We start from the raw sequence: 16,779 nt of genomic DNA on the forward strand, positions 1-16,779 counted from the left end.
CGCTGCTGTGCCGCGCCGCTGCGCCGTGCCGCGGGGCGCCGATAGCATGGCGGGATGACACCTGATGCACAGCGGCGCGGGCCGCGGGGATCCGCGTGGCAGCGCACGGCAGCCGGGGCGAACCTCCTCGGCGCGGACGGCAAGCTGGGCCTGACGATCTTCGAGGAGATGACCTCGCTCGCCGTCAAGCATGGGGCGATCAACCTCGGCCAGGGATTCCCCGACGAGGACGGCCCCGCCGAGATGGCGGAGGCCGCGCGCGCCGCGATCCTGGCCGGCGCGAACCAGTACGCCCCGGGTCAGGGCATCCCGCGCCTGAGGGAGGCCATCGCCGCCCACCAGAAGCGCTTCTACGGCCTCGAAGTCGACCCGTGGCGCGAGGTCATCGTGACCACCGGTGCCACGGAGGGGATCGCCGCGGCCGTCCTCGCGCTCGCGGGACCCGGCGACGAGGTCATCACGTTCGAGCCTTTCTACGACTCCTACGGCGCCATGATCGGGCTAGCGGGAGCGGAGCACGTCACGGTGCCCCTGCATGCACCGACGTTCCAGCCCGATCTCGTCGAACTCGAGGCGGCGTTCAGCGCGAAGTCGCGCCTCGTCGTCGTCAACAACCCGCACAACCCGACGGGCGCGGTGTTCGGCCGGGAGGTGCTGTCCCGGATCGTCGAGCTCGCCGCGGCGCACGACGCGGTCGTCGTCACCGACGAAGTCTACGAGCACCTCGTGTTCGGCGAACCGCATCTTCCCGTCGCCTCGTTGCCGGGTGCGGCCGAGCGCACGCTGACGATCTCCTCAGCGGGGAAGACGTTCTCCTTCACGGGCTGGAAGATCGGGTGGGTCACCGGCCCCGAGGAGCTCGTGGGCCGCGTCCGCACCATCAAGCAGTTCCTCACCTACAGCTCGGGCACGCCCTTCCAGGAGGCGGTGGCGCTCGGCCTCGGCTACCCCGACGAGTTCTTCCGCGGCATTGCGACCACCCTCAAGGCGAAGCGGGACCTCCTCTCGGACGGCCTGCGCGCCGCCGGGTTCGAGGTGTTCTCGCCCGCTGGCACCTACTTCATCACAGCGGACACCAGGGCCCTCGGGTTCGACGACGCCGCGGACCTCGCTCGGCGGCTTCCCGAGCTCGTCGGGGTCGCGGGTATCCCCGTCTCCGTCTTCTGCCATGCCGACGGCGCCCGACGGACGCGTTCGCTCCTGCGCTTCGCGTTCTGCAAGAAGGAGCCTCTTCTGGCCGAAGCCGCCAACCGGCTCGCACGTCTCACGGACCTCGTGTGAGCGCGCACGACGGCGCGCGGACCACCCGGTACCTCCGCGGCATCGGGGCCCACGCGAGCGTCGAGCCCGATGTGCACGTTCCCGGAGCGTACGTCCTCTCCATCGCCGGCGCCGAGCAGTCCCACGTCGACCTGGCCGATCCGGCCCGCGTCTTCTATGCGTACCTGCGCCGCATCGCCAACGTCGTCGACCTCATCGCCCCCGCCGGCTCGCCCATCCGCGCGCTCCATCTCGGCGCCGGCGCACTGACTCTCGCGCGGTACATCGCGGCGACCCGGCCCGGATCGGTCCAGGCCGCCGTCGAGCTCGAACGCGAGCTCCTCGACTTCGTGCTCGAGCAGCTGCCTCTCGCGCCCGGAACGGATCTGACGCTTCACCTCGGCGATGCCCGCTGGGAACTCCCCGCCGTCGCCGAGCAGGGGCCGTTCGAAGTGATCGTGTTGGACATCTTCTCCGGTCCGGAGGCACCGGGGCACATCGCGCACCCGGACTTCTATCGGGAAGCGGCGGGGCTCCTCTCGCCCCGCGGTGCCCTCCTCGTGAACATCGGCGACGATCCGCCGCTCACTCTGGTGCGCTCGCAGCTGCGCGCAATGCGCTCCGCCTTCGACGAGGTCGCAGTGCTGGCCGAGCCGGACATGTTCACGGCGCGGTTCCCGGGGAACATCGTGGCGATCGGGCTCCGGGCACCTTGGCCCGAGGAGTGGACGGCAGCCCTGCCCGCAGCCGGACCCCACCCGACACGGCTCGCGCGCGGCGTCGACCTCGATCCGCTCGCGGGATGACCGTCAGCTCGCGAGCTTCTGCTCCGCAAGGCGCTTGACCCATTCCGGTGTCGGCCGCTTGAGCCTCTCGTCGAGGACCACGCGCAGCTTGGCCGCGGCGATCTGGACCCTGCGGTCCGACGCCCCGGGGCGTCGCTCGAGCGTCTGCTCCGCGTCGGTCTCACCGGTGTCCTTGCCCTCGCCCTTGCCGGGGAGCGCGGCCTTGCCTTCGGCGTCCTTGCTCACAGCATCTCCTTCCCTGCCTGCAGGTACGAGCGCTGGCGGATCGTGCTGAGCCCGACGATCGCCGCGACGACAGCGGCCGCGAGCGTCCCGACCGGTGCGAGGGCCGCGACGATCTCCCACCAGAACGGCACAGACGCCGCGGCGGTGTCCGCGCTGGCAACATCCGCGCCGACCACATCCGTGCTGGCTATATCCGTGCTGGATACCTGCGTGCTGAACGCAATGGCCGAGCCCGGGAGCATCATGGAGCCAGGCTATCGGGGGAATCCGACACGTCTGCGTCCCCAGCGCGCCCCGCACCCACTTCAGTTTGAGGCGCCGGCTCCGCAAACCACAGATGCGTCTCACCGTACTTGCGGTCGGCATAGTGGGCGAGGCCCGCGGGCCACACCGGCTCGGGCGAGCGCGTGGACCGCTCGACGACGACGATCGCGTCCTCGGCGAGGTGGGGCGCCAGCAGCGTGAGCACCTGGGCCAGCTGGTCCTCTGCGAGAGGGTACGGAGGGTCCATGAAGACGAGGTCCCAGTGACGCCCTGGAAGGGTTGCCGCGAGGAAGGCACCGACCTTGCCGCGGTGCACGGTCACCGCACGCCGGCCGACGGCGTCGTTGACGGTGCGCGCGTTGCGCTGGCACACTGCCACGGCCTTCGTGTCCGATTCGACGAGCTCGGCCGTGGAGGCCCCGCGGCTCACCGCCTCGACGCCCAGTGCCCCGGAGCCTGCGTACAGGTCGAGGACGCGTGCCCGGGAGATCATCCCGAGCGCCTCGAGCCTCGAGAAGAGCGCCTCTTTGACCCGGTCCGTGGTCGGGCGGGTGCCCGAACCGGCGACGGAGGCGAGGGTGGTACCGCCGGAGATCCCAGCGATGATCCTGCTCATCGGGCGATCCGAATCATCTCGGCTATGCCGGCGGCCTGGGCCACCCTCGTTGTCTGTGCCACACGGATGGGCTCGGCCACGCCGGTTGTCGGGGGCATGCCGTTGGCCTCAGCCACGCCCGTTGTCTCAGCCACGCTCGAGGAACACCTCCTTCTCCGGTTCGAGGTACGCATCAATGGCGGCGCGCAGTGCGCCATGCCGTTCCAAGCCGGGGTCGTCGGCGACGATCTCGAGGGCATCGGCGCGGGCGCGCTCGATGACCTCGGCATCGCGGAGGACCCTCAGGAGCCGCAGGGTCGAACGGCGCCCGGACTGCGTGGCTCCGAGGATGTCGCCCTCGCGGCGCTGCTCGAGGTCCTTCTGGGCGAGGACGAATCCGTCGGTGCTCGCGGCGACCGCCTCGAGGCGCGCACGGCTCGGGTGCCCCGGTTCGAGCGAGGTCACGAGCAGGCACGTTCCCGGATACCCGCCGCGGCCCACACGCCCTCGGAGCTGGTGGAGCTGCGCGATACCGAACCTGTCGGCGTCGAGGATGACCATGAGGGTCGCATTCGGAACGTCGACGCCCACCTCGACGACCGTCGTCGCGACGAGCAGGTCCGTGGCCCCGGAGGCGAAGTCCTCCATCGCGGCGGTCTTCTCAGGGCCGGCCAGACGGCCGTGGAGCACTCCGATGCTGGACCCGGCAAGGGCCGGCTCCTCCGCAAGCTGGGCCACGGTGGCCCCGACTGAGACTGCGGGCTTCCGGGCCTCGCCCGGTCCTAGCGCGGTTCCGCCCCACGTGGCCTCGTCGAGCGACTCGAGGTCTCCCTCGTCCTCGCCGGACTCGCCGATCGCGGGGCAGACGACGTAGACCTGGCGTCCGGCGTCGACCTCCTCCCGCGCTCGGGCCCAGATGCGGCGCCCCCACGCGGGGTTCTCGAGGAGCCCGACAACGTGCGTGGCGATCGGCGAGCGGCCCGCGGGAAGCTCGCGCAGAGTCGACGTCTCGAGGTCGCCGAACACCGTCATGGCGACGGTGCGGGGAATCGGTGTCGCGGTCATGACGAGCAGGTGCGGCGTGGCGAGGCTCTTGGCCCGGAGGGCATCGCGCTGCTCGACGCCGAACCGGTGCTGCTCATCCACGACCACAAGCCCGAGATCGGCGAACTGCACATTCTCAGACAGGAGCGCATGGGTGCCGACGACGATCCCCGCGCCTCCGCTCGCGGCCGCGAGGAGCGAACGGTTCCGTTCCCCGGAGCTCTGCGAGCCAGTGAGCAGGACAACCTCGACGCCATCCGCGGCTCCGAGGATCCCCTCCCGGGCCAGCTTCCCCAACGACCGGCGGATAGATTCGTAGTGTTGGCCCGCGAGCACCTCGGTGGGCGCAAGGAGGGCTGCCTGCCCGCCGTCGTCGACCACCTGCAGCATGGCTCGGAGGGCAACCACCGTCTTGCCCGAGCCCACCTCGCCCTGCAACAGGCGGTTCATGGGATGGTTCAGCGCGAGCTCCGCGGCAAGCGTCTCCCCCACCTCACGCTGGCCCTCGGTGAGGGTGAAGGGCAGCTGGGCGTCGAAGGCATCGAGCAGTCCGCCCCGGCGGGCAGGGCTGGGGCGGGACGGCAGCTGAGCGTGCTGGGCCTTGCGCCGAGCAAGCGCGGTCTGCAGCACGAGGGCCTCCTCGTACTGGAAGCGCCGTCGCGCCACGGCCCACTCCTGCGCCGTGGCGGGGGTGTGGATCATGCGGTAGGCGTCGGAGAGGCCGGGCAGCCGGTACTTCCCACGGAGTGCCGACGGGAGCGGATCGGGGAGCGAGGCGAGGTCGAGCTGCCCGAGGAGAGTCGCGGCGGACTGGGCGACCTTCCAGCTGGGCAGCTTGGCAGTGGCCGGGTAGACCGGGATGGGCTTATTGGCCAGTTCCTCGGCGCTTGCGCCGTCCGCGGCATCGTCGTCGAGCAGCACGTAGTCGGGATTGGTGAGCTGGAGCCGGCCGCGGTACGCACCGACCCGTCCGGAGAACATCGCGACAGTGCCCGGCGTGAGCTGCTTGGCCGCGGCGAACGAGTTGAAGAAGGTGAGACTCATCGTCTCGAGCGCGCCGTCGATGCCGTCGCTGACCACGACCTCCGTGATGCGGCCCTTGCGAGTGGTCATCGTCCGGCTCGTGGCCTTCACCACGCGCGCGAGGAGCGTCACGTCAGTGTCAATCGGAAGCTCGGCGATGCGCGTGAGCTCGCCGCGTTCCGCATACCGGCGGGGGAAGTAGTCGAGGAGTTCGCCCGCCGTCGCCAGGCCGAGATGGTCCTTGAGCTTCTTGGCCGAGGCTCCGCCGAGGAGCCTGGACAGGTCGAGGTCACGCTGTGCGGCCACGCCCGGTGTCCTCCACGAAATGCTCCGCCGGCTGGCCGTCCGACCCCGGGGTATCGGACCGCAGCTCGGTGAGGGCCAGACGTTCCGGCTCGCCCACCGTGCGGATCAGCTCCAGGGTGCTGTCCGGGTCCGTGACGTGGACGTGCACACGCCACCGGCACGCACCGGCGACGTCGTCGAAGGCACCCACCGGGCTCATGATCACGGAATCCCCCACCTCATCGAGGCGCCGTCTGAGGTCGGCGGCATCGAGGGGGCTGAGGGTGATCGTGCACATGATCTCGACCCCCTGGGTCTCGGGCTGGTCGCCGTGGATGTGCGGGTCCTGTACGCGGAATCCATGGAGTGTCTCGAGGGTGTCCTCCGGGATGCCTTCCCCGAGGACTGCGGTGCGCAGCGCGGCGAGGACGAGGAGCAGGCCGACCCCCCCGGCGTCGACCACACGCGCCTTGGTGAGGACGCCGAGCTGGGTCTCGGTTGCCACGACCGCACCCAGTGCGGCCTCGACGACGGCGTCGAGCGCCGCGGCCAGGGCAACGTTGCTGTCCTCATGGGCCGCCCTCCCGGAAACCGAGGCCGCGCCGTCGGCCGCAGCCTCGAGGACCGAGAGCATCGTCCCGCCGACAGGCTCGCTGAGGGCGGACCACGCGCGGATCTGGGCACGGTGAAGAGCCCTCGCAAGCAGGGGCGCGCTCAGCCTCTGGTGTCCGGCGAGCGAGGCGGCAAAGGCGTCGAGGAACACGGCGAAGAGAGTCCCGGAGTTGCCCCAGGCGTCCTCCATCGCGGCCTGGCCCGCAGCGGCGAGCAGGGTTCCGACGTCGTTTCCGGGCGCTTCTGCCGCGGCAGCGGAGGCGGCACAGACCGTGTGGTACAGATTGGTGCCGGTATCGCCGTCGGCCACCGGGAAGATGTTGATCGCGTTGAGGCGGTCGCTGTGGTTGGCCAGCACGGTCTCGGCATCCGCGAGCCACCGGCGCATGGCGGCGGCGTTCGAGGCGATCTTAGCGTGCAAAGTGATCCCATCCGCTCGGTTGCGCGGGACGCCCAGCGACGGCGACTCCGCCCGGCCCACCGGCCGGAGGCACCACCGAGCCTATCGCAGTGAAGCCATGAGGCAGCTGTGATGTTGCGGGAAATGCCGCGAGGAGTCCGTGGTCCTCTCCCCCGCCCAGGACCCAAGGGAGCGGGTCCGCCCCCAGAACCTCTGCCGGCCCCCTGAGGAGCGCCGCGTGATCCCCGATCGCCGCCTCATCGAGGTCGAGCACGACGCCGCTCGCCCGGCCCATGCGGTCGCCGTCTTTGAGGAGCCCGTCCGAGAGGTCCATGAGCGCCGTCGCGCCGGCACGAGCGGCGGCGGGGCCGGCCGCGAGCGGTGGAATGGGACGGCACTGGCTCTGGACCACGTCGCGGAGATCCGCGTCCAGTACGCCGTACGCTGGCCCGTGCTCGAGGAGCGCGAGGCCCGCGGCCGCCGAACCGATCCGCCCGGCCACGGCGAGCACGTCACCGGATCGGGCGCCTGAGCGGAGCACTGGAGCCCGGCCCTCAAGGCTCCCAAGGACCGTGACCGTCACCGAAAGCTCACCGCCTCTCCCGAGGTCACCTCCGGCCACCGTGCAGCCCTTGGCTCCGAGGGCTCGGATGGCCTCGACGAGCCCGTCGGCGAGGCCTTCGACCCATCCAGCCTCTGTCTCGGCGGGGAGGGTGAGGCTCACGACCATGCTCGTCGCGACGGCGCCCATCGCATTGATGTCGCTCAGGTTCTGGGCGGCCGCCTTCCACCCCACGTCAGCGCCGGTCGTGCGGTATCCGTTCGGCCACTCGAACCGGAAGTCCTGTCCCTCGGTCTGGGTGTCGGTGCTGATGACGACGCGGCCGTCTGGGACTGAGACCACCGCGGCGTCGTCCCCGGGGCCGAGGATCGGCGAGCCCAGGACAGCCAAGCGGGGAAAGATCCGCTCAAGGAGCTCTCGCTCGCTCAGGTCGCATACGCGGGCCCTGCGCCGCTGGGAATCCGTCACCTCCTTAGCGTATCGGCAGCTTCTCGGCGTCGGCTCCGCAGCCGGCAGCGGTCCCCTGCAGCGGTAGTCTGGGGGGACCCCCAATCCCCGGATGGAGCAGCATGCCCGCACGCAGCCTGACCCGCGCAGCCTGGATCGGCATCCCGCTGATGCTCGCGGTCCCCGCTCTCGCCCTCTCGGCCTGCTCGGCGCCTGTCACGGTCCAGCCCGCTCCGGGTGCCGCCAACCCCGCGTGCGCGCCGCTCATGCTTGCGCTCCCCGACTCGCTCGGCGATGCGTCACTGCGGAAGACCACGAGCCAGGCCACTGCCGCGTGGGGCGACCCCGCCGCCGTCGTGCTCCGGTGCGGTGTGGCGTCCCCTGGTCCCACGACCGACCGCTGCGTCAGCGTGAACGGCGTCGACTGGGTCATCAAGGAGACCAATGCCGGCGCGCCGGACGCAGGTCCGTCGTCGTCTTCGCCGAGCACGGCGTCCTCGGTGCCCTCGGCATCCGCGCCCTCGGCAGCATCCTCGCCACCGGCTGCGGCCACAGACGGCGGAACCTTCACCCTCACCACGTTCGGCCGAGAGCCCGCCACCGAGCTCCTTCTGGATTCTGGCCGGATCAGCTCGGCGACGGTGCTCGCGAGCCTCTCGGCCGCGGTGTCGAAGGTTCCCGCAACCAAGCACTGCGTGGGGCAGGAAGACCTCGCCAAGCTGCCCGCCAACGGCTGAGCATTGGCAGGCAGCGGCCCTCGCTCTGGAGGGCGGGCGAGCTAACGGAGGCCTGTCGGCCGTGCGAGGGCAAGCTGGATGAGCTCGTCAATGAGCTCGCGGTAGCCGATCCCCGTCGCGGCCCACATGGCCGGATACATGCTGATGGGCGTGAAGCCCGGCATCGTGTTGATCTCGTTGATGACGAACTCTCCCTCGGGTGTGTAGAAGAAGTCCACCCTGCTCAGACCCTCGCCGGAGACGGCGTCGAACGCGGTCGCTGCGAGTTCGCGCACCCTGTCGATGGCCTCCTGCGGAAGGTCGGCGGGGCACGAGAGCGAGGCGGCATCGTTCTCGACGTACTTCGCCTCGAAGTCGTAGAACGCATGCTGCCCTCCCTGCACGACGATCTCGCCTGGCAGCGAGGTGCGGGGCGCGTCGCACCCGCGGCCCTCGAGCACGCCGCACTCGATCTCCCGGCCCGTGATGCCCGCCTCGATGACGAGCCGCAGGTCGTGCCGGCGTGCCTCCGCGATTGCGGCGTCGAGTCCCTCGGGACCGTCCACCTTGGAGATGCCCACTGAGGAGCCCGCGCGGCACGGCTTCACGAACACGGGGAATCCGAGGCGGCCGACGGCGTCACGCACCGCTTGGGGGTCGCGGCGCCACTCCTTGTCGGTCACCGTGACGTACGGCCCGACGCTGAGACCGGCCGCCTCGAAGGCCACCTTCATGAAATGCTTGTCCATCCCGACCGCGGACGCGAGGACACCGGCCCCCACGTAGCGGACGTCGGCGAGTTCGAGCAGGCCCTGGACCGTGCCGTCTTCGCCGAAGGCACCGTGGAGGAGTGGGAAGACGACGTCGACGTCGCCGAGCTCCCTCGGCACCTGGTTCGGCTCGGTCACCACGAGGTGGGCTGCGCCGTCGGATTCGGAGAGGCGCACCGTCTCACTGCTTGGCTCGACCTCGGGCGGGTGGCCAGCGTTGAGCGCCCACCGGTGCCAGTCTCCGCGCGAGAGGACCCACTGGCCTTCGCGGGTGATCCCGATCGGGACCACCTCGTACTTCTCAGCGTCGATGGCGCCCATCACTCCAGCGGCCGTCACACAGCTCACGGCGTGCTCGCTCGAGCGCCCCCCGAAGAGAAGTGCGACTCTCGTCTTTGTGCTCTTCCTGGTCTCTGTCACGCTTCTAGTCGCCTTCTGACTTGAGCTGCCGCGCCAGCAGCAGCGGTTCGAGCTGGTCTACGGGGAGTTCCCCCCTGAGCACGGCCACCACGGCGGCCGTGATGGGCATGTCGACCCCGACCCGCTGGGCGAGCTCGAGCACAGCGGGCGCCGACTTGATTCCCTCGGCGACCTGGGTCATCCGGGCGCCCACCTGATCGGCGTCCAGTCCCTGGCCCAGGAGGCTCCCCGCAGTGTGGTTTCGGGAGAGCTTGGACGAGCAGGTTGCAACGAGGTCACCGAGGCCTGCGAGCCCGGCCATGGTCGTGAGATCGCCTCCGAGGGCTACGGCCAGGCGGGTCGTCTCGGCGAGTCCACGCGTGATGACGGTGGCCTTCGTGTTGTCCCCCATCTCCTTGCCCTCACAGATGCCGACGGCGAGGGCGATCACGTTCTTCACGATGCCGCCGATCTCGACGCCGACGACGTCGGTGCTCATGTAGGGGCGGAAGTACGGCGCGGTGCACGACTCGGCGATCCATTGGGCGGTCTCGTGGTCGGTGCACGCCACGACCGACCCCGTGGGCTGGGAGCGGGCGATCTCGAGGGCGAGGTTCGGGCCCGAGAGCACCGCGATCTGGCCCTGCGGCAGGCCCGTGAGCTCGGCGATCACCTCGCTCATGCGCTTGTCGGTGCCGAGCTCGAGCCCCTTCATGAGGGAGAGCACCACGGCGTCCCGGGGGATGTGGGCGCCCCAGTCGGTCAGCTGGGCGCGCAGCGACTGGGCGGGTATGGCAAGAACGACGACCTGGGCACCCTCGAGCGCCTCGGCGGGACTCATCGTCGCGGTGATGCTTTCGGGCAGCGCAATGTCCCCGAGGTACTTGGTGTTGCGATGCCGGCCGAAGTCGGCGACCACGTCCGTGGTGCGCCCCCAGATGCGGATGCTGCGCTCGATCCCATGGCTTGCGGCGGCGTCGCCGAGGACCTTGGCGAACGTGGAGCCCCAGCTCCCCGCCCCCATCACCGCGATCTGCCGCAGCGGCCCGCGCGCCGTCCCAGTGCCGGGCGCGCCAGCCTCGTTTCCAGTCGTCACGCGGACTTCCCGCCCCGCTCGACGTCCCGTCCGTGGGTGCTCTGCTGGTGCTGCGACGGGTCCCAGCGCTGGGCCGGCGGCTGCTCGCCGCGCAGTTCGGCCACGAGCGCCGTGATCGCGTCCATGATGCGCTCGGTGGCCTCGACGAGCGTTGACTTGTCGAGAGGGCGACCCGCAAGGTCGCTCAGATCCACCGGGTCACCGACGAGGACGACGGCCTTCTTCCGGGGGAACGGGTAGAGCCGCTTGGCATACCGCGGGAAGAGCTCGTGGTCGCCCCAGTGGGCGATGGGGACGACGGGCGCTCCGGTCTTGAGCGCGAGCCTGGCCGCACCGGTGTGGCCCTTCATGGGCCAGAGTCCGGGGTCGCGCGTGAGGGTCCCCTCGGGGTAGACGATGATCGCCCCACCCTCGTCGATGACCTCGCGCGCAACTTCGAGCGAGGCCCCCGCGCCCGTCCCGCCTCGGTCGACAGGGACCTGTTTGGTCCCGCGCATGAGTTGGCCGAGGACCGGGGGCTTGAACAGACCGGCCTTGGCGAGGAAATGCGGCGGGCGGCCCTGGTTGTAGAGCATGTGGCCGACCGTGAGGGGGTCGAGCTCAGTGCAATGGTTGGGGCATGCAATGAAGCCGCCCCGGCCGGGGAGGTCCTTGAGCTTCTCCGTGCCCTGCCACTCCTTGCTCATGAGGAGGTTCATGATGGGCCGGACGACGGCGGCCGCGATGGCGAACGCGACCTTCTCGCCCGTGCTCTCGCGAGCCCCCTCGCGGGGCGATGTGCTCACTTCGTCTCCTCGAGGTCGAAGTCCGCGCCGAGGGCGCTGAGCTTCTCGGTGAAATGCTCATAGCCGCGACGGATGATGCCGACCCCGGTAGCCCGCGACACGCCGTCGGCCGCGAGAGCCGCGATGACGTGGCTGAATCCGCCCCGCAGGTCGGGGATGTCGAAGTCGGCGCCGTGCAGCGGCGTGGGGCCGGAGATGACCGCCGAATGCAGGAAATTGCGCTGGCCGAAGCGGCACGGAACGCTGCCGAGGCACTCGCGATGGAGCTGGATCGTGGCACCCATGCGGCCGAGCGCCTCGGTGAAGCCGAAGCGGTTCTCGTACACGGTCTCGTGCACGATCGACACGCCCTCAGCCTGCGTGAGGGCCACGATGAGCGGCTGCTGCCAGTCGGTCATGAAGCCCGGATGGACGTCCGTCTCGAGGACCAGCGGGGAGAGCTTGCCCCCGGGATGGTAGAAGCGGATCCCCTCGTCGGTGATCTGGAGGCCGCCTCCGATCTTCCGGTAGACGTTCAGGAAGGTCATCATGTCCCGTTGGCTCGCACCTTCGACGAAGATGTCGCCGTGGGTCGCGAGCGCCGCCGACGCCCAGGAGGCCGCCTCGTTGCGGTCTGGGAGGGCGCGGTGGGTGTAGCCGCCGAGCTCGGGAACGCCTTCGATCCGGATCGTCCGGTCGTTGAGGACCGCGATGATCGCACCCATCTTCTGCAGGACGGCAACGAGATCGATCACCTCGGGCTCGATCGCGGCACCCTTGAGCTCCGTGACGCCCTCCGCGCGGGTTGCCGACAGGAGCACCTGCTCCGTGGCGCCCACACTCGGGTACGGCAGCGAGATCCGTGCGCCCTTGAGTCCGCGGGGAGCCGAGATGCTGATGCCGCCTGGACGCTTGTCCACCACGGCGCCGAACTGGCGCAGCACGTCGAGGTGGTAGTCGATGGGGCGGTCGCCGATACGGCAGCCCCCGAGGTCCGGGATGAAGGCCTCGCCGATCGCGTGGATGAGCGGGCCGCAGAACAGGATCGGGATCCGCGAGTCACCGGCGTGGGCATCGATGTCCGCCACGGCCGCGGTCTTGGCGTTGGTGGGGTCGAGAGTCAGATCGCCCGTGGCGGTGTCCCGGTTGACCGAGACCCCGTGGAGCTGGAGCAGGCTCGTGACGATGTCGACGTCTTTGATCTCCGGCACGCTGCGGAGCGTGGACGGTTCGTTGCCCAGGAGCGCGGCCACCATGGCCTTGGGAACGAGGTTCTTGGCACCACGGACCGCCACCCGTCCCGAAAGGGGGACGCCGCCTCGGATGGTCAGGACACTGCTCATCTGCACCTTTTCCTCACTGGCCCCCATAGCCTCGGTCAGTACCCCGCCGGCACGGGACCCTGCTAAGCATAGAAGCTCGCGTCCGGGGAGGTGAAAACCCGGGCGCGAGCCCTCAGTGCCGTGGTGCGCGAACTGCGCGCGCTCAGGTCCTGGCGGGGAGGGTCGTGGGCTTGAACGCCGGACGCCCAGCCTCGTACGCCTCGATCTCGTCCTCGTGCTGGAGCGTGAGGCCGATGTCGTCGAGGCCCTCGATGAGGCGCCAGCGCGTGTAGTCATCGATCTCGAACGGGGCCACGATGTTGCCGCACGTGGCAGTCTTGGAGGTCAGGTCGACGGTGATCTGCGTGCCCGGGTGGTTCTCGAGCTCCTTCCAGATGAGCTCGATGTCATCCTGGGCCACGACCGCCGCCACAAGTCCCTGCTTGCCCGAGTTGCCGCGGAAGATGTCCGCGAACCGCGACGAGAGCACGGCCCTGAAGCCGTAGTCCTTGAGCGCCCACACCGCGTGCTCGCGGGACGAGCCCGTTCCGAAGTCGGGACCGGCCACGAGGACGGAGCCCCGGTTGAACGGCTCCTGGTTGAGGATGAACGACTCGTCCTTGCGCCAGCTGGCGAAGAGCGCGTCCTCGAAGCCTGTACGCGTGATGCGCTTGAGGAAGACGGCAGGGATGATCTGGTCCGTGTCCACGTTGCTCTGGCGCAGCGGGACACCGATGCCGGTATGGGTGGTGAACTTCTCCATGGCTGGGTGGTCCTTCCTTAGGCAGCCGTGCCAGCGGCTTGGGAGTCGGGCACGGGATCGAGGTCTGCGGGCGACGAGAGTGTGCCACGGATCGCGGTCGCCGCCGCGACGACGGGCGAGACGAGGTGCGTGCGGCCACCCTTGCCCTGGCGGCCCTCGAAGTTGCGGTTCGACGTCGAGGCGCACCGCTCGCCCGGCTGGAGCTGGTCGGGATTCATGCCAAGGCACATCGAGCAGCCTGCAAAGCGCCACTCGGCACCGAAGTCCTTGAACACCTTGTCGAGCCCCTCGGCCTCGGCCTCGAGGCGCACTCGGGCAGACCCCGGGACGACCAACATGCGGACCGTCGGGTCCTTGGCGCGGCCGCGGACGATCTCCGCGGCAGCCCGGAGGTCCTCGAGACGGGAATTGGTGCAGGATCCGAGGAAGACCGTGTCGACGCGGATCTCCTTCATCGGCGTTCCCGCACTGAGGCCCATGTAGTCGAGGGCACGGCGCGCGGTGGCCTTGGCGTTCTCGTCCGCGAAGTCGTCCGGATCCGGCACCGCCTGCGAGAGCGAGACGCCCTGGCCGGGGTTCGTTCCCCACGTGACGAACGGCTCGAGCGTGTCAGCGTCGAGGAACACCTCGGCGTCGAACACGGCGTCGTCGTCGGTCCGCAGTGTGTCCCAGTACTCGACGGCCGCATCCCACTCGGCGCCCTGCGGGGCGTGAGGGCGGCCCTTCATGAAGTCGTAGGTGGTCTGGTCCGGCGCGACCATGCCTGCGCGGGCGCCCGCCTCGATGGACATGTTGCAGATCGTCATGCGCGCCTCCATTGAGAGGGCGCGGATCGCGGAGCCACGGTATTCGAGGACATAGCCCTGGCCGCCGCCGGTGCCGATCTTGGCGATAACGGCGAGGATGATGTCCTTGCTGCTCACGCCGGGCTTGAGCGTGCCCTCGACCGTGATGGCCATGGTCTTGAACGGAGTGAGCGAGAGCGACTGCGTGGCCATCACGTGCTCGACCTCGGATGTGCCGATGCCCATGGCAAGGGCACCGAACGCACCGTGCGTCGACGTGTGCGAGTCGCCGCACACGATCGTGAGCCCGGGCTGTGTGAGGCCGAGCTGCGGGCCAACCACGTGCACGATGCCCTGCTCGCGGTCACCGAGGGAGTGCAGTCGGACGCCGAACTCCGCGCAGTTGGCGCGCAGGGTCTCGATCTGCGTACGGCTCGTCGGATCCGCGATCGGCTTGTCGATGTCGAGCGTCGGGGTGTTGTGGTCCTCGGTCGCAATCGTGAGGTCGGGTCGGCGCAGCCTGCGGCCGGCGAGCCGGAGGCCCTCGAACGCTTGAGGCGACGTCACCTCATGCACTAGGTGAAGGTCGATGTACAGCAGATCGGGCTGCCCATCCGCGCCCTTGCGCACCACGTGTGCGTCCCAGACCTTCTCGGCCAGTGTGCGTCCCACGGCCTACTCCCTCCAGCTCGTGCCAGTTGTCTGGCCAGCCGCCATGGCTGTCTACGTACCAGTGCACCAGCGCCGCGGCCCTGCTGGCCACTCCGCCAACTTGCATCTCAGATACTGAGACGCCAATATCATCCTATGGACAACTCTAGTGGCGTCGGCGTCATCGACAAGGCCGCCCTCGTGCTCGACGCCCTCGAGGCGGGGCCCACGACCCTCGCGCAGCTCGTAGCGGCGACCGGCCTCGCTCGGCCCACCGTCCATCGGCTCGCTCTCGCCCTCGTGCACCACCGGCTCGTGGCGCGGGACATGCAGGGTCGGTTCGTGCTGGGCTCGCGGCTCGTCGAACTCGCCTCCGCCGCGGGCGAGGACCGCCTCATCGCCGCTGCCGGCCCCATCCTCGTCCAGCTCCGCGACGCAACCGGCGAGAGCGCCCAGATCTTCCGCCGACAGGGCGACTGGCGCGTCTGCGTCGCCTCGGCCGAGCGCCCGGTGGGCCTGCGCGACACGATCCCCGTGGGCACCCAGCTCAGCATGAAGGCCGGCTCGGCGGCACAGGTGCTCGTAGCATGGGAAGACCACGACCGGCTCCTCGAGGGCCTGAACCAGGCGCGCTTCACGCCCACAGTCCTCGCGGGAGTACGACGCCGCGGCTGGGCCCAGTCGCTCGGCGAACGCGAGCCCGGGGTCGCCTCCGTCTCCGCCCCGGTGCGGGGACCCTCCGGCCGGGTGATCGCAGCGGTGTCCATTTCGGGGCCCATCGAGCGCTTGACCCGCCAGCCGGGCCGCCAGCATGCTGAGGTCGTGTGCAATGCCGGACGGCTCCTGACGGAGGCCCTGCGCAAGGGCAACGACTAAGCCGGCAGCACCGAGACAAGGCGGACGAGGGGGGCCAGTGGCCGAGTACGCGGTGTTCCTGCGCGGCGTCAACGTAGGCGGCATCACGCTCAAGATGGCGGACGTCCGCGCGACTCTTGCGGCGCTGCCGGTCTCTGGCGTCAAGACGCTGCTCGCGAGCGGCAACGCCATTCTCTCTGCCGAGAAGACCACGAACGAGGTCAAAGACCTGGTCGAGCGTGCGCTGCGGTCCGATTTCGGCTACGACGCATGGGTCGTGGTGCTCCCGCGCGACGAGGTCGACTCGCTCGTTGCAGCCTGCCCGTACCCGGCCGACGGACCCGCGGTCCATGCGTACATCACCCTCGCCTCGGACCCCACGGCGCTCGACGGCCTCCTTGACACCGCGGCGGCCCTCGCGGAATCGCGTCCGGAGACCGGCAGCTCAGCCGAGACGGAGCACACGCGCCTCTCCCCGATGGCGCTCGCGTGGCGCTGCCCGAAGGGTTCCACCCTTGACGCGCCCATCTCCAAGGCCAGCGCCAAGCCGGCGTTCAAGGCCACGACCACGACGCGCAACCTCCGAACGCTCCTGAAGGTCCAGGCAGCCTTCGCGTGAGGCCATCCAGTCCGAGAAACGAAGGAGGGCCCGGTCCGAAGACCGGGCCCTCCTCTGAGGTGACCCCAGCGGGATTCGAACCCGCGTTACCGCCGTGAGAGGGCAGCGTACTAGGCCGCTATACGATGGGGCCCTGCACTGCGCCAGCCCGTTGCCGGACGGCGCTCCTGCCTTCCTGAGGAAGGCTCTTTCAGAAAGAGTCCCGGCGCAATTGCCAGCACCCTGTCCGTGACCCCAGCGGGATTCGAACCCGCGTTACCGCCGTGAGAGGGCGGCGTACTAGGCCGCTATACGATGGGGCCGTGGTACTTTACCGTGCTCACAAATGAGCATTCCTTTGATTCCGCACAACCGCGGAACATCAGGAGCTGGGATACCAGGACTCGAACCTAGAATGACGGTACCAGAAACCGTAGTGTTGCCAATTACACCATATCCCACTGGCTATCGGGGCTCTGCTCGGCTCTTCGCGTCAACCTTGGTGGTCCACCCGAATGCTCCCGTGCCCCTCAGCAC

Annotated in this window: 18 protein-coding genes and 3 tRNA genes; 5 read left to right on the forward strand and 16 right to left on the reverse strand. The window is 69.7% G+C overall.

Annotated features, from left to right (window positions below; all coding sequences use genetic code 11):
• Positions 1-54: 54 nt before the first annotated feature.
• Positions 55-1,281 carry an aminotransferase class I/II-fold pyridoxal phosphate-dependent enzyme gene (locus AB5L97_RS11130; protein ID WP_369044737.1) on the forward strand — a complete coding sequence of 409 codons (1,227 nt, stop codon included), beginning with the start codon at positions 55-57 and terminating at the stop codon, positions 1,279-1,281.
• Positions 1,278-2,066: a spermidine synthase gene (locus AB5L97_RS11135; protein WP_369044738.1), complete on the forward strand. Its 789-nt coding sequence runs from the start codon at positions 1,278-1,280 to the stop codon at positions 2,064-2,066. Before AB5L97_RS11130 ends, AB5L97_RS11135 begins: the two co-directional genes overlap by 4 nt.
• A gap of 3 nt (positions 2,067-2,069) precedes the next feature.
• Here the strand turns inward: AB5L97_RS11135 and AB5L97_RS11140 are convergent, their stop codons facing one another.
• Genes AB5L97_RS11140 through AB5L97_RS11170 form a run of 7 tightly spaced genes read right to left on the reverse strand, consistent with a single transcriptional unit; the run spans position 2,070 to position 7,544 of the window.
• The gene (locus tag AB5L97_RS11140; RefSeq protein ID WP_307957532.1) at positions 2,070-2,291 is read right to left on the reverse strand and encodes a hypothetical protein; all 222 of its coding nucleotides are present in this window, start codon (positions 2,289-2,291) and stop codon (positions 2,070-2,072) included.
• A complete protein-coding gene (locus tag AB5L97_RS11145) occupies positions 2,288-2,536 on the reverse strand; it encodes a hypothetical protein (RefSeq protein WP_307957531.1) in 249 nt (82 codons plus the stop codon). Before AB5L97_RS11145 ends, AB5L97_RS11140 begins: the two co-directional genes overlap by 4 nt.
• Positions 2,533-3,171, reverse strand: a complete 639-nt coding sequence (gene rsmD, locus AB5L97_RS11150) for a 16S rRNA (guanine(966)-N(2))-methyltransferase RsmD (RefSeq protein WP_307957530.1) — start codon at positions 3,169-3,171, stop codon at positions 2,533-2,535. Before rsmD ends, AB5L97_RS11145 begins: the two co-directional genes overlap by 4 nt.
• The gene (locus AB5L97_RS11155; protein WP_307957529.1) at positions 3,168-3,305 is read right to left on the reverse strand and encodes a hypothetical protein; all 138 of its coding nucleotides are present in this window, start codon (positions 3,303-3,305) and stop codon (positions 3,168-3,170) included. Before AB5L97_RS11155 ends, rsmD begins: the two co-directional genes overlap by 4 nt.
• The gene (locus tag AB5L97_RS11160; RefSeq protein WP_307957528.1) at positions 3,298-5,523 is read right to left on the reverse strand and encodes an ATP-dependent DNA helicase RecG; all 2,226 of its coding nucleotides are present in this window, start codon (positions 5,521-5,523) and stop codon (positions 3,298-3,300) included. Before AB5L97_RS11160 ends, AB5L97_RS11155 begins: the two co-directional genes overlap by 8 nt.
• Positions 5,507-6,502 (reverse strand): DAK2 domain-containing protein, encoded by a 996-nt coding sequence (locus tag AB5L97_RS11165; protein ID WP_369047413.1) that lies wholly within the window; start codon positions 6,500-6,502, stop codon positions 5,507-5,509. Before AB5L97_RS11165 ends, AB5L97_RS11160 begins: the two co-directional genes overlap by 17 nt.
• A 22-nt stretch (positions 6,503-6,524) precedes the next feature.
• Positions 6,525-7,544: a thiamine-phosphate kinase gene (locus AB5L97_RS11170; RefSeq protein ID WP_369044739.1), complete on the reverse strand. Its 1,020-nt coding sequence runs from the start codon at positions 7,542-7,544 to the stop codon at positions 6,525-6,527.
• Positions 7,545-7,693: 149 nt separating this feature from the next.
• On the opposite strand from AB5L97_RS11170, the gene AB5L97_RS11175 reads away from it, so the two are divergent.
• Positions 7,694-8,260 (forward strand): DUF3515 family protein, encoded by a 567-nt coding sequence (locus tag AB5L97_RS11175; protein WP_369047414.1) that lies wholly within the window; start codon positions 7,694-7,696, stop codon positions 8,258-8,260.
• A 41-nt stretch (positions 8,261-8,301) separates the two neighbouring features.
• Here the strand turns inward: AB5L97_RS11175 and AB5L97_RS11180 are convergent, their stop codons facing one another.
• From AB5L97_RS11180 to leuC, 6 genes are all read right to left on the reverse strand, one after another.
• Positions 8,302-9,429 carry a D-alanine--D-alanine ligase family protein gene (locus tag AB5L97_RS11180; RefSeq protein WP_369044740.1) on the reverse strand — a complete coding sequence of 376 codons (1,128 nt, stop codon included), beginning with the start codon at positions 9,427-9,429 and terminating at the stop codon, positions 8,302-8,304.
• A gap of 4 nt (positions 9,430-9,433) precedes the next feature.
• Positions 9,434-10,432, reverse strand: a complete 999-nt coding sequence (locus AB5L97_RS11185) for an NAD(P)H-dependent glycerol-3-phosphate dehydrogenase (RefSeq protein ID WP_423246854.1) — start codon at positions 10,430-10,432, stop codon at positions 9,434-9,436.
• Between the two features lie 68 nt (positions 10,433-10,500).
• The gene (locus AB5L97_RS11190; RefSeq protein ID WP_369047416.1) at positions 10,501-11,202 is read right to left on the reverse strand and encodes a lysophospholipid acyltransferase family protein; all 702 of its coding nucleotides are present in this window, start codon (positions 11,200-11,202) and stop codon (positions 10,501-10,503) included.
• Between the two features lie 83 nt (positions 11,203-11,285).
• Positions 11,286-12,611, reverse strand: coding sequence for a UDP-N-acetylglucosamine 1-carboxyvinyltransferase (gene murA, locus AB5L97_RS11195; protein ID WP_307957525.1), 1,326 nt, complete (start codon positions 12,609-12,611; stop codon positions 11,286-11,288).
• 142 nt (positions 12,612-12,753) lie between these two features.
• On the reverse strand, positions 12,754-13,353 hold the full coding sequence (leuD, locus tag AB5L97_RS11200) for a 3-isopropylmalate dehydratase small subunit (protein ID WP_369044741.1): 600 nt from the start codon (positions 13,351-13,353) through the stop codon (positions 12,754-12,756).
• A 17-nt stretch (positions 13,354-13,370) separates the two neighbouring features.
• A complete protein-coding gene (gene leuC, locus AB5L97_RS11205) occupies positions 13,371-14,810 on the reverse strand; it encodes a 3-isopropylmalate dehydratase large subunit (protein ID WP_369044742.1) in 1,440 nt (479 codons plus the stop codon).
• A gap of 135 nt (positions 14,811-14,945) precedes the next feature.
• On the opposite strand from leuC, the gene AB5L97_RS11210 reads away from it, so the two are divergent.
• Entirely contained in the window at positions 14,946-15,665 is a 720-nt protein-coding gene (locus AB5L97_RS11210) for an IclR family transcriptional regulator (RefSeq protein WP_307957522.1), read from the forward strand.
• 37 nt (positions 15,666-15,702) lie between these two features.
• On the forward strand, positions 15,703-16,263 hold the full coding sequence (locus AB5L97_RS11215; RefSeq protein WP_369044743.1) for a DUF1697 domain-containing protein: 561 nt from the start codon (positions 15,703-15,705) through the stop codon (positions 16,261-16,263).
• Positions 16,264-16,323: 60 nt separating this feature from the next.
• Here the strand turns inward: AB5L97_RS11215 and AB5L97_RS11220 are convergent.
• From AB5L97_RS11220 to AB5L97_RS11230, 3 genes are all read right to left on the reverse strand, one after another.
• Positions 16,324-16,396: transfer RNA gene (locus AB5L97_RS11220), tRNA-Glu, on the reverse strand.
• A gap of 96 nt (positions 16,397-16,492) precedes the next feature.
• A tRNA-Glu gene (locus AB5L97_RS11225) sits at positions 16,493-16,565 on the reverse strand.
• A 66-nt stretch (positions 16,566-16,631) separates the two neighbouring features.
• Positions 16,632-16,703: transfer RNA gene (locus AB5L97_RS11230), tRNA-Gln, on the reverse strand.
• Between the last annotated feature and the right edge of the window lie 76 nt (positions 16,704-16,779).

The sequence above is a fragment of the Sinomonas sp. P10A9 genome (assembly GCF_041022165.1).
GTDB lineage: Bacteria > Actinomycetota > Actinomycetes > Actinomycetales > Micrococcaceae > Sinomonas > Sinomonas puerhi.

Coding starts and splice junctions, on each gene's coding strand:
- AB5L97_RS11210 (WP_307957522.1), top strand. CDS start 14,946: ATGGACAACTCTAGTGGCGTCGGCGTCATCGACAAGGCCGCCCTCGTG.
- murA (WP_307957525.1), bottom strand. CDS start 12,611: ATGAGCAGTGTCCTGACCATCCGAGGCGGCGTCCCCCTTTCGGGACGG.
- rsmD (WP_307957530.1), bottom strand. CDS start 3,171: ATGAGCAGGATCATCGCTGGGATCTCCGGCGGTACCACCCTCGCCTCC.
- AB5L97_RS11190 (WP_369047416.1), bottom strand. CDS start 11,202: ATGAACCTCCTCATGAGCAAGGAGTGGCAGGGCACGGAGAAGCTCAAG.
- AB5L97_RS11145 (WP_307957531.1), bottom strand. CDS start 2,536: ATGATGCTCCCGGGCTCGGCCATTGCGTTCAGCACGCAGGTATCCAGC.
- AB5L97_RS11185 (WP_423246854.1), bottom strand. CDS start 10,432: ATGGGGGCGGGGAGCTGGGGCTCCACGTTCGCCAAGGTCCTCGGCGAC.
- AB5L97_RS11130 (WP_369044737.1), top strand. CDS start 55: ATGACACCTGATGCACAGCGGCGCGGGCCGCGGGGATCCGCGTGGCAG.
- AB5L97_RS11175 (WP_369047414.1), top strand. CDS start 7,694: ATGCTCGCGGTCCCCGCTCTCGCCCTCTCGGCCTGCTCGGCGCCTGTC.
- AB5L97_RS11165 (WP_369047413.1), bottom strand. CDS start 6,502: ATGCGCCGGTGGCTCGCGGATGCCGAGACCGTGCTGGCCAACCACAGC.
- leuD (WP_369044741.1), bottom strand. CDS start 13,353: ATGGAGAAGTTCACCACCCATACCGGCATCGGTGTCCCGCTGCGCCAG.